Below are 13,194 nucleotides of genomic sequence, written 5' to 3' on the forward strand. Positions count from 1 at the left end.
CGTGAACACCGTATCCGGGCAAGCGCTATCCATCAGGTTTCCCAGTGTTTCATCGGAATCTACACGAGTCAATAGACCAATAACTGGAGAAAGCCGCACGGGTGCTGGCCGAAATCAGGTCTTGCCATTACCAATCTACTCGTGTAGATTCCTTTCCAGTTGTTACCTCCATCACAGTCAGGAAAGGGTCGAAGATGACCACCCTTGCCAAAAACACGCGAATCGCCCCGCTCGAATCCGGGGCCCGGGCGCCGCGCGGCGGTTTCCGCCAGCTCGGCGATCTCAAAATCGCACTGTTCTTCATCGCCCCGGCAATGATCGGGTTCATCGTTTTCTACGTTGTTCCCACAATCCGCGGCGTGTACCTCAGCTTCACGGAATACAACATCCTCGGAGACCCGGAATGGGTAGGGGTGGACAATTACACGGCCATCGCCAAAGACCCGCTGTTCTGGAATTCCCTGACAGTCACAGGCCAGTACGTTTTCCTCAACATCGTCCTCCAGACCGCACTGGCCCTCGGCTTGGCACTCCTAATGAACAAGGTGGCGAAGTCCACGCTGATCCGCGGCGCCCTGCTGCTGCCCTGGATGATGTCCAACATCATCGCGGCGCTGCTGTGGTTCTGGATGCTCGACTATCAGATCGGCGTCGTCAACCAGTTCATCGAATGGGCCGGCCTCCCCCGCGTCGCGTTCTTTGGCAGCGAGGAATGGGCCATTCCCACGCAGGCCGTGATCAACACCTGGCGGCACATGGGCTACACGGCCCTGCTCATCTTCGCGGGAATGCAGGCTATCCCCGGCCATGTCTATGAGGTAGCCAAACTCGACGGCGCTTCACCGTTCCAGACCTTCCGCAAGATCACCCTTCCGCTGCTGCGCCCCGTCCTGGTCATGGTCCTGGTTGTCACCGTGATCGGCTCGTTCCAGGTCTTCGACACCGTCTCCGTCACCACCGGCGGCGGCCCGGTCAACGCCACCCGCGTCATCCAGTACTACATCTACCAGCGTGCCTTCACCGAGTCGGACTTCGGCTACGGATCCGCCATCGCCGTCATTCTCTTCCTCATCCTCGCCCTGGTGGCCTTCATTCAGATGAAGTTCCTCAAGGGCAACGAGTCGGACCTGGACTAGGAGCCCCGCATGACCACCACCACCAGCCGCGCGCCGTTGCCGGCCGCAACACGCCGCCGTCGTCCGTTCAATCCCCGCAACGCCGGGGCCTGGGCCCTCCTTGTCCTGGCCATCGCGGTCTCCGTTGTCCCTTTCCTCTGGGTCCTGCGCACCGCGCTCTCTACCAACAGCGCACTGGCCACCCAGTCGGCCAGCCTGCTCCCGGCTGACTTCACCTGGGGCGCCTTCCTGCGGGTGTTCGGGCTGCAGAGCCCGGCCGACGCCGTTGCCGAGGGCGGTTCCGGTGCCACCATCGATTTCTGGCTCTACCTGCGGAACTCCATCATCTTCTCCTCCATCACCACTGCCGGTTCCGTATTCTTCAGCGCGATGGCCGCCTATGCCTTTGCCCGGCTGCGCTGGAAGGGCCGGAACTTTGTGTTCAGCCTGTTCCTGGGCACCATGCTGGTCCCGCCGATTTTCACGGCACTGCCCAACTTCCTGCTGATCAAGAACCTGGACCTGCTCAACACGATGCTCGGCATGGTGCTGCCGTACGTGTTCATGACGCCGTTCGCCATCTTCTTCCTGCGCCAGTTCTTCCTGAACATGTCCCGGGAAGTCGAAGAGGCAGCAATGCTCGACGGCGCCAAGCACCTGCGCATCTTCTTCCAGATTGTCCTGCCCAACGCCGCAGCACCCCTGGCCACATTGGCGCTGCTGACCTTCATCGGCCAGTGGAACGAATACTTCTGGCCGCTGCTGGTCGGTTCCCAGGATGACGTCCGTGTCCTGCAGGTGGGCCTCGGCGTCTTCAAATCGCAGTCCCCGCAGGGCGCCCCCGACTGGTCCGGCCTCATGGCTGCGGTCCTGGTTTCCGCCCTTCCGGTCCTGATCCTCTTCGCCGCCTTTGGCAAGAAGATCGTCAACTCCATCGGCTTCTCCGGCATCAAATAAGCACTTCCCGCCCTACCCGTCCCAGAAACCCCATCCCGAACGGAAAGAACACCATGAAGAAAACTCTCGGCGCCGTCGCCGTCGCCGCAGCTGTGGCCCTCTCCCTCTCCGCGTGCAGCGGCTCATCGTCCTCCGCGGAAGCGGCCAAGGGCGAGATCAGTTACTGGCTGTGGGACGCCAACCAGCTCCCCGCCTACCAGCAGTGCGCTGACGATTTCACGAAGGCCAACCCGGACACCACGGTCAAGATCACCCAGCGCGGCTGGGACGATTACTGGAGCACCCTCACCAACGGCTTTGTGGGCGGCACCGCTCCGGACGTCTTCACCAACCACCTTGGCCGCTACGGCGAGCTCGCCGAAAACAAGCAGCTGCTGGCCATCGACGAAGCCGTCGAAAAGGACAACGTGGACCTCACCGCCTACAACGAGGGCCTCGCGGACCTCTGGGTGGGCCAGGACGGCAAACGCTACGGCCTGCCCAAGGACTGGGACACCATCGGCCTGTTCTACAACAAGGCCATGCTCGCCAGCGCAGGCGTCACCGAGGAGCAGATGAAGACCCTCAGCTGGAACCCGGAAGACGGCGGCACTTATGAGGACGTCATCGCCCACCTGACCGTGGACAAGAGCGGCAAGCGTGGGGACGAGGCCGGCTTCGACAAGAACAACGTTGCTGTCTACGGCCTGGGCCTGAACGGCGGCGGCGATTCCTCGGGCCAGACCGAGTGGAGCTACCTCACCAACACCACCGGCTGGTCGCACACGGACAAGAACCCGTGGGGCACGAAGTACAACTACGACGACCCCAAGTTCCAGGAGAGCATGGCGTGGTTCGCCGGGCTGGCCGAGAAGGGCTACATGCCCAAGCTGGAGACTACTGTTGGCGCGGCCATGGCCGATACCTTCGCAGCGGGCAAGTCCGCCATCAACGCCCACGGTTCATGGATGACCGGCCAGTACACCGGCTACAAGGGCATCGAAGTGGGCATTGCCCCCACCCCGGTGGGCCCGGAAGGCGAGCGTGCCTCCATGTTCAACGGCCTGGCCGACTCGATCTGGGCCGGAACCAAAAAGAAGGACGCCTCCATCAAGTGGGTTGAATACCTCGCCTCGGCCGAATGCCAGGACGTCGTCGCTTCCAAGGCCGTTGTCTTCCCCGCGCTGAAGGCATCCTCTGACAAGGCTGCCGAAGCGTTCAAGGCCAAGGGCGTGGATGTCAGCGCCTTCACCGAGCACGTCAAGAACAAGACCACGTTCCTGTACCCCATCACGGACAACACGGCCAAGGTCAAGGGCATCATGGAGCCCGCCATGGACGCCGTGGTCTCCGGCAAGGCGCCCGCCAGCTCCTTGACGCAGGCCAACGAACAGGTCAACGCCCTCTTCAAGTAAGCCCACCAGCTAGTCCGGCTGCGCGCCGCGGGCGTTCCAACTTCCCGCGGCGCGCAGCCACACTTTCGTACCCCATCCCCAGAAGGACAGTGTTTTATATGGATCCCCTCCACCTCCGTTCCGCCGGAACCAGCCTGGTGATCAGCTTCGACAGCGGGGAGGCCGAGGTCATCCACTGGGGCGCGGACCTGGGCAGCACCCTGCCGGACCTGGCCATACTCGGCGAACCGGTCCCGCACTCCGCCATCGACGCCACCGTGCCTGCCGGCCTCCTCCCCCAGGCGTCCTCGAGCTGGCGCGGCCGCCCCGCCCTCCGCGGCCACCGCATCGCCGACGGCGTCTCCGGCCTGGACTTCTCGGCCCGCCTCCGCACGGTGACAGCCGGCACCCAGGGCAGCACCGCCGTCGTGCTCCAGTCTGATCCCGACGCCGGCGTCACCGTTTCGTCCTCCCTGACACTGCACGACGGCGGCCTGGTGGAGTTGCGGCACACCCTCACCAACGACGGCATTACCCCCTACCAGCTCGACGAACTGGCAACGGTCCTTCCCGTGGCGCCGGACGCCACCGAACTGCTTGACCTGACCGGCCGCTGGTGCCGGGAAAACCACCCGCAGCGCCGGTCCATCCAGCAGGGCACCTGGGTCCGGACCGGACGGCACGGCCGCACCGGGCACGATTCCTCCCTGCTCTTCGCCGCAGGCACGCCCGGGTTCGGCAACCGCCACGGGAAGGTCTGGGCCACCCACCTGGCCTGGAGCGGCAACCACGAACAGTTCGCGGACAGCATCGGCGATGGCCGCACCATGATCGGCGGCTCCGAGCTCCTGGGCCCGGCCGAGGTCATCCTCGAACCCGGCGCCAGCTACACCACCCCGGCGCTGTTCGCCGCCTACTCGGACCGCGGCCTGGACGGCATCAGCGAGGCTTTCTACAGCTGGTTCCGGTCCCGCCCGCACCACGTCCTGCCCACCCCTTCTGCACAGACCGGCACCAGCGGCACTCCTGCCGGCAAGGCCCGCCCCGTGGTGCTCAACACCTGGGAAGCGGTCTACTTCGACCACAACCTGCCCACCCTGATCGAACTCGCAGATTCCGCCTCGGAGCTGGGCGTGGAGCGTTTTGTGCTCGACGACGGCTGGTTCCGCGGCCGCCGCGACGACCACGCCGGCCTGGGCGACTGGTACGTGGACGAAACGCTCTGGCCGGACGGCCTCACCCCGCTGATAGACGCCGTGACCTCCCGCGGGATGGAATTCGGTCTCTGGGTGGAACCGGAAATGGTCAACCTCGATTCGGACATCGCCCGCGCCCACCCCGAGTGGATCGCAGGGCCGGCCGCCGCATCGCACAAGGACGGCGGGCGCCTGCCGCTTGAATGGCGGAACCAGCACATCATCGACCTGGTCAACCCGGAAGCGTGGCAGTACATCTTCGACCGCGTGGACGCACTGCTGCGTGAGAACAACATCAGCTACCTCAAGTGGGACCAGAACCGGGATCTGCTCGAACACGGCCACGCCGGACGGTCCTCCGTCCACGAGCAGACCCTGGCCGCCTACCGCCTGTTCGACGAACTCAAGAAGGCCCACCCCGGCGTCGAGATCGAAAGCTGTTCCTCAGGCGGTGCCCGGGTTGACCTGGGCATCCTGGAACGCACTGACCGGATCTGGGCCTCGGACTGCAACGACGCCCTGGAACGGCAGACCATCCAGCGCTGGACCGGGCTGGTGGTCCCGCCGGAGCTGGTGGGCGGGCACGTCGGTCCCACCACTTCGCACACCACCGCCCGCACGCATGATCTGTCCTTCCGCGCCATCACCGCCCTGTTCGGGCACTTCGGCATGGAATGGGACGTCCGCGAGGTCCAGGGCGCCGAACGGGAGCAGCTCAAGCGCTTCATCGGGATCTACAAGGAACACCGGGACCTGATCCACTCCGGACGCATGGTCCGTGCGGACCTTGCGGACGGATCGCTGATGCTCCACGGTGTGGTGGCCCCCGCCGGCCCTGCCGGAACGGAACAGGGTACGACGGCGGCGCTGTTCGCCTTGGTGAGCACCCGCACCTCGTTCGCCGAGCAGACCGGCCGGATCGCCATCCCCGGCCTGGAGCCGGAACGTTCCTACCGGGTGGAGGCCATCTTCCCGGCACCCGGTGACGCCGATTATGCCCACACCTTCACGCAGGTCCGGCCCCCGGCCTGGCTTGCCGACGGAGCGGTTGCCGGCGGCCGGTTCCTCGCCGAGGTGGGCCTGCCGATGCCCATCCTCAACCCGGAACACGCCCTGCTGCTGAAGTTCACCGCACTGTAGGGCATGACTGCCGGGCCAGGGATGGAACAGTCCACTCCTGGCCCGGCAGATCAGGCTGCGTCACCGAGCCGGGAAGTCCCCTGCCCTGAGTTGCCCTGCCTGGAATCGCCCAGCCTGGAAGAGATGGCGGAGCCGAGCAGCAGCACCCGGAACGTCCGCTCCGTCGCCTCGCGCAGCAAGGTAGCGCCCTCAGCCACGGCGGTATCGAGATCCATGGGGATGGGGATGATGCCGGCGATCGCGTCGATCCCGGCCGCGTGGACATCAGTGGCGTCCTTGCCGATGGACCCTGCGAGCGCCAGCACCGGAACCCCTGCCGCCTGCGCACGCCGGGCCACCTCGGCCGGAACCTTGCCCCGGGGTGTCTGGAAGTCGATGGCTCCCTCAGCAGTCACCACGAGGTCTGCCCGGGAAATGTGGGCATCAAGATCGACTCCGGCCAGCCCGGAATCCAGCAGCAGCTCAAAGCGGGGAACCAGGTTGGCGCCGAGTGCTGCGAGGCCCGCGCCCAGGCCGCCGGATGCTCCCGTTCCGGGCCCGGTGCGCAAGTAACTCTCCGGCCGGCCGGATGCATCAGCCAGCAACTGCGCCCACCGGTCCAACCCCGCTGACAGGACTTCAACCTGGTCCGGTGAGGCGCCCTTCTGGGGACCGAACACCCGTGCCACGCCCTGCGGACCGCAGAGGACGTTATAAGGGTTCAGCGCCAGGTCAATGCTGCAGCCGGACAGCCGGCTGTCCAGTCCGGAAAGATCCAGGTGTGCTGCGTCGGCCAAAGCCGCACCGCCCTCTGGCAGTTCCACGCCGTCAGCGTCCAGCACCCGGGCGCCGAGCGCACGCAAGGCGCCCGCACCGCCGTCGGACGTTCCCGAATCGCCACAGCCAACGATGATCCGCTCGGCTCCTTCGTCCAAGGCGGCGAGGATGAGCTCGCCCACCCCCCGGGTGGTGGTGCGGCCCGGGTCGCGGAGTCCGGCGGGGACCAGGCGCAGGCCGGCCGCGGCGGCCATCTCCACGACGGCGGTGGGACGGTCCACCTTGCCGAGCATGGCGAAGTGCGAGTCCACGGGATCACCCACCGGGCCGGTGACCCGGTGCCGGACGATGCGGCCTCCGGTGGCGCAGCACAGCGCCGCGGCCGTTCCTTCGCCGCCGTCGGCCATGGGCACAGTGGTGACCTGGACGCCGGGGATCACCCGCCGGATGCCGGCCGCGATGGCCGCGGCAACTTCGACTGCGTCCAGGCTCTCCTTGAAACCGGAGGGAGCCACCAGGATGCGTTGGGGAATGGACATAACCATGAGGGCCACCTTTTGATAGGGCTAGCGGGAGGGAAAGAGGGGCAGGCCCAGGACGGGCCACACCCAAAAGCTGAAAAACAGGACCAAGGCAGTGCTGAGCGGTCCGAGCCAGGCCGACAGCCGAAGCAGGTCGGCCGGGGAATAGTTCGCCACGTCGTCCGTCTCGGCGAACATGGCTACGGGTTTGGCGGAACTGGTCAGCGTGTGGCAAAAACCGGCCGCTGCGGTGGAGGCGAAAGCAACCGCCACCGGGTCCACTCCCATGGAGCCCGCGGATGCCACTACCACCGGGATCAGCACGGCGGACCGGGCGGAACGGGACTGGATGACCAGGTGCGCCCCGGCCGAGACCACCACCACGGCCACCACGAAAACCGGGCCTTTCCACGCTCCCAGCACTGCCAGCGGTGCGAAGAGGGAGGAAGCGAGCCACGCCGCGGCTCCGGTGGTCACCAGGCTGGCGCCCAGTGCCAGGGTGGCGGCCATGAAGATCAGCATGGACCACGGCACCTTCTTGAGGGCCGCGCCCAGCTTCACCGAACCATAGTGCGGCGAGCACACCACCAACGCGCCGATGAGCGCCACCAGCGCGGGCTCCAGCCCGTGGATGGGTTCAGTGCACCAGAGTGCCACCACTGCCCCCAGGAGCAGCAGGGAACGCTGTTCGTCCAGGTCCAGGGGACCGCGAAGGCGGGTGGTGCTCCCCTGCTGGAGCCTGGCTGCATCCACCCGCAGCGGCTCTTCCCGGTCCGTTCGTTCCGTGAAGAGCCGGACGGTGAGTTCGGTTGCCAGCATGCTGGAGACCAGCGCCAGCGGCAGGCCCAGCAGCAGCCAGGAGGCGAAGTCGAAGCCTTCGTGTCCGGCGGACTGCAGCACCTGGCTGGTGATCAGGTGCGCCCCCGCACCCAGGAAGGACGCGACAGCGGACAACAAAATGACTGTGGGAAACAGGATGGCAAGAATTTTGACCACGGCAGGCCGGTCCTTCAGGGCCGCACGCAGGGCGAGGAATATGGGCAAGGCCAGCGCGGCCCGTCCGGAGGTCGCCGGGATGGCGAAGGCAGTGACCACCAGGCCCAGACTTGCCAGGTGCGCCAACTGCCGCACACTGCGTGCCCCGGTGATAACAAACGCAGCGCCGCGTGCTGCGAGCCCGGTCGAGGCCACGGCGCTGGCGATGACGAATGCGGCCATGAGCAGCCACACCGATTCTTCGCCCAGGGCGTCGAACAGACTCTCTGTGGGCATTGCCCCGCTGACAACGAGGGCCACGGCGGCGCCCAATGCGACATATGTGTCCTCCACAGCCGAGAAGATCCAGAACCAGACGGCGGCAATAAAAATGCACAGCGCGACGGCGGCCTCCGGGGCCAGCGATCCGTGGCCCACCTGCAATGACACGGCCGTCATCGCTGCTGCCGCCACGCATCCGGAGATCAGGGCGGCGGGGCGCAGCGCACCGTGGAACGGTCCGCGGACCTTGACGGCCGGCTCCGCTGTCCACGGCGTGGATTCGTAGTAGACGGTTTTCATTTGAGCCTGTATCCCGCGCCGCGCACGGTCTCCAGCCGCTCCGCGCCGATCTTGGTGCGGAGCGCCCGCACGTAGACGTCCACCACGTTCGATGCCGGGTCGAAGTCCATGTCCCAGGCATGTGAAATGAGCTGTTCCCGGGTCATGACCTGGCGCGGGTGCCGCAGGAAGACCTCGAGCAGGGAGAACTCGCGGGACGTGAGGTCCGCGTCGCTGTCCCCGCAACGGACGCGCCGGCTGCGGAGATCCAGTTCCATGTCCCCGTGGCTGAGCTTCATCACCGGCGTTGAGTCGCCGTCGTCGGTGAGGCGGAGCCTGACCCTTGCGAGGAGTTCGGCGAACTGGAAGGGCTTGGTCATGTAGTCGTTGGCGCCGCTTTCGAGCCCGTACACGGTGTCCGCCACCGAATCGCTGGCGGTCAGGACGATGACAGGCGTCTTGGACCCCTCGCCCCGGAGCCGCTCCAGCACCTCGAAACCGCTGAGGGTGGGGAGACCGATGTCGAGGATCAGCATGTCGAACTCACCGGAGCGTGCCAGCAGGAGGGCGGAGGCGCCGTCGTCCACCACCAGGCAGGTGTACGCCGCGGCGCGCAGCCCTTTCTCAATGAACTCGGCGATCCGACGGTCATCTTCCGCAATCAGGATCCGGCTCATGGCTTCTCTTTCTGTGGCTGGTCAGCTGGTGGTGCCTCTAGTGCCGCGTCCCTGGTCCTGTCGGGGGCTTCATCCCGTTCAGCATGGCCGTTGGGCCCTTGTTCAGGAGCGGGTACCGTTATGCCGAACGTGGCACCCTGCCCCTCGTTGCTCCGTACCCAGGCAGTCCCGTGGTGGGCCTCGGCGATGCTGCTCACGATTGCCAGCCCGAGGCCGGCACCGGGCCGCGAGTTGTCATCCCGGCGGGCAGCCTCGCCCCGATGGAAACGGCCGAAGATGCGCGCCGCTTCCTCACGGTTCACGCCTATCCCTTCGTCTGCCACCCACACCGAGAAGGCACGTTCCTGCCCCGAACCCTCAAAGCGTGATCCCAGCCGGACTGTGGTACCTTCCGCCGAGTACTGGCAGGCGTTGGTGGCCAGCTGCAGGACAGCCTGGGTGATCCGCTGCGGATCCACGCTGATGTGGCCTTCGGCGATTTCCAGGATGGGCCAGCCCCGGTCCCCGAGTGTCTGTGCCTTCGCCTCGATGTCCAGCAGCAAGGCGGCAGCATCCGTGCTCCGCAGCTGCGTGAATCCGGGGCGGTCCACCTTGGCCAGCAGCAACAGGTCCGAGACGATCCGGCCCATCCGGCCGAGTTCGTCATCGACCAGCGCCAATGTCCGTTGGCGCTCCGCGGGGCTGTCCGACATCAGTTCCAGGTGGCCGCGGATGACGGTGATGGGCGTCCGGAGTTCATGGGAGGCGTCGTCGACGAAGGCCCGCTGGGTCCGGTAGGCAGCTTCCAGCCGGTCCAGCATGGTGTTGAACGTCAGTGCCAGCGCGGAGATGTCGTCATTGCCCTGCACCGGAACCCTGGCGGTCAGGTCCGATTCTGAAATGTCGGCCGCCACCCGGCGCACTTCACGGATGGGACCGAGGATCTGCCCAGCCACCAGCCACGCGATACCTGCCGTGACAGCAAGCCCGCCGAGGGATACGAAGAAGATCGTCACAGTGGTGCTGGCAACCTGCGACTCGCGGGGGGCCATGTAATCGCCGACGATCAGATATCCCGTGTCGGCGCCCGACTCAACAGGCAACCGGGCCCAGTGCATTTCACCCGCAGGGGTCTCTGCGATCCCGGCCGAGGCCTGCCCGGCGCGGATGGCGTCCAGCAATGCCGTGTCAGCCGGCAGCTGGTGGCGCGCATCCGGCGAACCCATTGCCCCGCTGGGCGTGTACAGCACGCGCTGGCCGACGCTGCCAAGGATGACCTCTCCCGACGCCGCGGATTGCCGGCTCAGATACCTCTCGAGCATTTTTTCTATGGACGTGAACGGTTTGGCCGTGGTGGGGTCAACGCCTTCCTTAGCGAAGGCCCGGAATTCCTGCATCTCCTGCGCGATTGCCTGATGCGCCTGGCCCCGGGCCTGGTTCACCATCAACGAGCGGACTGTCAGCAGAACGGCCAGCAGCGTCAGCGCCGTCGTCAGCAAAATCCATCCAGCGATCCGCCAGCGTGCCGGAACCCGGGACCCGAGGCGGTTGTTCGCCGCACGGGTGCGGGGGGCGCGCGCAGGAACCTGAGGTGTGGAAGCAACGGCAGGAAGTTGCTCGGTGGCTGCCGGTTCCCGCATGGCTGTGGTGTGGTTCATCATCTAGTCCCCGTCATCGAACGCGTCATCATCGTCTTCAATCACAACCGGCGGTGCCACGGGCGCCGGCGGTACCTGCGCCGGCGGCGGAGCCGCGGGGGGCGGTGCGGCGGGAGCCGGCGCGGCCGGTGGTTCCGCCGGCGCGGGCGGGGCCAGGGGCTCAGCTGGAGCCGGGACGCCCGGCTCGGAGGCTGCCGGCGGCGCAGGAGGTTCCAGCCCGGGGGCCGGCTTGCCGTCCGGACCGGCTTCCATCAGGACAGGCTGTGAATCGATGTCAGGCGGGCCTGCGGGGGCGGCGAGGAGGCTGCCTGCCACCGCGAGCAGCACCGGAATGACCAGTACGGCCGCCAGGACTGCGATGCGTCGAATCATTTGCATGCCTTTATGCTTACAGGCCCTGATGAGGGACTCATGAAACGGGCATGAAGAAACCTTCATCAACGCGGGGTCACTTCACGCCCAACAGAGGCCGGCAAAATCATATGGTCGTTGCAACATCTGATTTCTGGAGGTTGCCATGCCGAGTGGTTTTCGGGCGCCCGATGCGCTGAAGGATGAATTCTTTTCACTTCTGCGGAAGGGGGTGTCGGTGAAGGAAGCGTCTGCCCGGATTGGGGTGTGGCGCAGTAATACGCAACGGTGGCTGGATAAAACTGGCGGGATGCGGATGCGTATGGGTGTTGACGGTGGCGTTGAGTCCGGCCCGGTGCCGGCTGTTCAGCCGGGCTCGAACCGGCTTGATTTGGTGGACCGGGCGGTGATCATGATCCGGGTCCGCGAGGGCGTCAAGGCCGCAGCGATCGCCCGGGAAATCGGCAGGGACAGGTCGGTGGTGTGGCGGGAAATCCAGCGGAACACGTGTGCTGATGGGACGTATCAGGCCGATGTGGCCCAGATTCGTTCCCATCAACGGGCCAGGCGTCCCAAACCCTTCCGGCTTCAGAACCCGGATCTGGCCAGATACGTAGAGGACGCCATGGATGATGGCTGGTCACCGAAGCTGGTGTCCTTGGTTCTGAAGCAGACCTTCGGTCACGATGAGAGCATGCAGATCAGCCATGAAACGATCTACCAAAGCCTCTATGTCCAGGGTCGGGGCGAGTTACGCAAGGATCTCTACCGGTGTCTGAGCACCAGCCGGAGCAAACGAACGCCCCGCGGTGAGCGGCCGCGGGGTGCCGCCGGCCAGCACTACAAGGACGCTCCGAAGATCTCAGAACGTCCCGCCGAAGCCGCTGACCGGGCCGTGCCAGGGCATTGGGAAGGCGATCTCATCATCGGCAAGGACGGCCGCAGCGCCATCGGCACCTTGGTCGAACGCAGCACCCGCTACACGGTCCTGTTGCACCTTCCCTCCCGGCACACCGCCCAGGAAGTCGCCGATGCCACGATCACCCAGATGCGCCGACTCCCGGACCAGCTGGTCAAAACAGTCACGTGGGACCGCGGCACCGAAATGGTGCAGTACCCCCGCATCGGATGGCCCTGGACGCGGGGGTCTACTTCTGCGACCCACACTCACCCTGGCAACGCGGAACCAACGAGAACACCAACCGGCTGCTGCGCCACTGGTTCGAAAAAGGCACGGACCTCTCCGGCTTCACTGCAGCGGACCTCGAAACCATCGCCAACAAACTCAACAACCGGCCCCGCCCAACACTTGACCTCGAGACCCCCAAACAACGCATGCGCCAACTCATCGCCAACGCAGCTTGACCCCAAAGTTGCAACGACCCATTGACTTTGAGGCCCCGAAACGGGCAGGAAGTGACCCCGCGTTTCTTGTGGCAATGACTCTGGCGCTAGATTTGCACCCATGACTGAAGCCACTTCCAACGAAGACAGCCGCGGGACCATCCTGGTCATCAACGGACCCAACCTGAACCTGCTGGGTACCCGCGAACCGGAAAAATACGGCACCTCCACCCTTGCCGATGTGGAACAGTTGGCCGCCGCCACGGGTGAGGCACACGGATTCACCGTGGAATGCGTCCAGTCAAACCACGAGGGCGTCCTGCTGGACGTCATCCACGCAGCCCGCGGCACCGCCGTCGGAATTGTGCTCAACGCCGGCGCCTTTACCCACACTTCTGTTGCCCTGCGTGACGCCCTTGCCGCCGTGCAGGTTCCGGCAGTGGAGGTGCACATCACCAATGTGCACCAGCGCGAGGAGTTCCGGCACCATTCGTTCCTGTCACCGGTCTGCGCAGCGGTGATCGTGGGAGCTGGCGTGTTCGGCTACAAGCTGGCCATCGACTACCTGGGCGAAACGCTGTAGCCCGCTCC

The 13,194-nt window shown here is 65.7% G+C and carries 10 protein-coding genes and 1 pseudogene; 6 read left to right on the plus strand and 5 right to left on the minus strand.

Going from position 1 to position 13,194, the window contains the following annotated elements; translation table 11 throughout:
- Positions 1-194 precede the first annotated feature (194 nt).
- The 4 genes from ACP7AX_RS11445 to ACP7AX_RS11460 all read left to right on the plus strand — a co-directional run bounded on the left by ACP7AX_RS11445 (position 195) and on the right by ACP7AX_RS11460 (position 5,781).
- Positions 195-1,136, plus strand: a complete 942-nt coding sequence (locus tag ACP7AX_RS11445; RefSeq protein WP_131684454.1) for an ABC transporter permease subunit — start codon at positions 195-197, stop codon at positions 1,134-1,136.
- Between the two features lie 9 nt (positions 1,137-1,145).
- A complete protein-coding gene (locus ACP7AX_RS11450; RefSeq protein WP_426226576.1) occupies positions 1,146-2,072 on the plus strand; it encodes a carbohydrate ABC transporter permease in 927 nt (308 codons plus the stop codon).
- A gap of 53 nt (positions 2,073-2,125) precedes the next feature.
- The gene (locus ACP7AX_RS11455; RefSeq protein ID WP_426226577.1) at positions 2,126-3,466 is read left to right on the plus strand and encodes an ABC transporter substrate-binding protein; all 1,341 of its coding nucleotides are present in this window, start codon (positions 2,126-2,128) and stop codon (positions 3,464-3,466) included.
- A gap of 98 nt (positions 3,467-3,564) precedes the next feature.
- The gene (locus tag ACP7AX_RS11460) at positions 3,565-5,781 is read left to right on the plus strand and encodes an alpha-galactosidase (RefSeq protein WP_426226578.1); all 2,217 of its coding nucleotides are present in this window, start codon (positions 3,565-3,567) and stop codon (positions 5,779-5,781) included.
- A 50-nt stretch (positions 5,782-5,831) separates the two neighbouring features.
- Here ACP7AX_RS11460 and ACP7AX_RS11465 read toward each other — a convergent pair whose 3' ends face one another.
- The 5 genes from ACP7AX_RS11465 to ACP7AX_RS11485 are packed head-to-tail and all read right to left on the minus strand — an operon-like array spanning position 5,832 to position 11,286.
- On the minus strand, positions 5,832-7,082 hold the full coding sequence (locus tag ACP7AX_RS11465; protein ID WP_426226579.1) for a glycerate kinase: 1,251 nt from the start codon (positions 7,080-7,082) through the stop codon (positions 5,832-5,834).
- Between the two features lie 21 nt (positions 7,083-7,103).
- Positions 7,104-8,615, minus strand: a complete 1,512-nt coding sequence (locus ACP7AX_RS11470) for an SLC13 family permease (protein ID WP_426226580.1) — start codon at positions 8,613-8,615, stop codon at positions 7,104-7,106.
- A complete protein-coding gene (locus ACP7AX_RS11475; protein ID WP_426226581.1) occupies positions 8,612-9,271 on the minus strand; it encodes a response regulator transcription factor in 660 nt (219 codons plus the stop codon). The genes ACP7AX_RS11470 and ACP7AX_RS11475 overlap by 4 nt, the downstream gene beginning before the upstream one ends.
- On the minus strand, positions 9,268-10,908 hold the full coding sequence (locus ACP7AX_RS11480) for a sensor histidine kinase (protein ID WP_426226582.1): 1,641 nt from the start codon (positions 10,906-10,908) through the stop codon (positions 9,268-9,270). Before ACP7AX_RS11480 ends, ACP7AX_RS11475 begins: the two co-directional genes overlap by 4 nt.
- 3 nt (positions 10,909-10,911) lie before the next feature.
- Positions 10,912-11,286 carry a hypothetical protein gene (locus tag ACP7AX_RS11485; RefSeq protein WP_426226583.1) on the minus strand — a complete coding sequence of 125 codons (375 nt, stop codon included), beginning with the start codon at positions 11,284-11,286 and terminating at the stop codon, positions 10,912-10,914.
- 139 nt (positions 11,287-11,425) lie between these two features.
- On the opposite strand from ACP7AX_RS11485, the pseudogene ACP7AX_RS11490 reads away from it, so the two are divergent.
- Both ACP7AX_RS11490 and aroQ read left to right on the plus strand, forming a co-directional pair.
- Positions 11,426-12,624, plus strand: a pseudogene (locus tag ACP7AX_RS11490) (IS30 family transposase).
- Between the two features lie 100 nt (positions 12,625-12,724).
- Positions 12,725-13,186: a type II 3-dehydroquinate dehydratase gene (gene aroQ, locus ACP7AX_RS11495; protein WP_426226584.1), complete on the plus strand. Its 462-nt coding sequence runs from the start codon at positions 12,725-12,727 to the stop codon at positions 13,184-13,186.
- The last annotated feature ends 8 nt before the right edge of the window (positions 13,187-13,194 follow it).

Origin of the sequence: Pseudarthrobacter sp. DSP2-3-2b1, assembly GCF_049895945.1 — a bacterium.
In the GTDB taxonomy this organism is placed as follows: domain Bacteria; phylum Actinomycetota; class Actinomycetes; order Actinomycetales; family Micrococcaceae; genus Arthrobacter.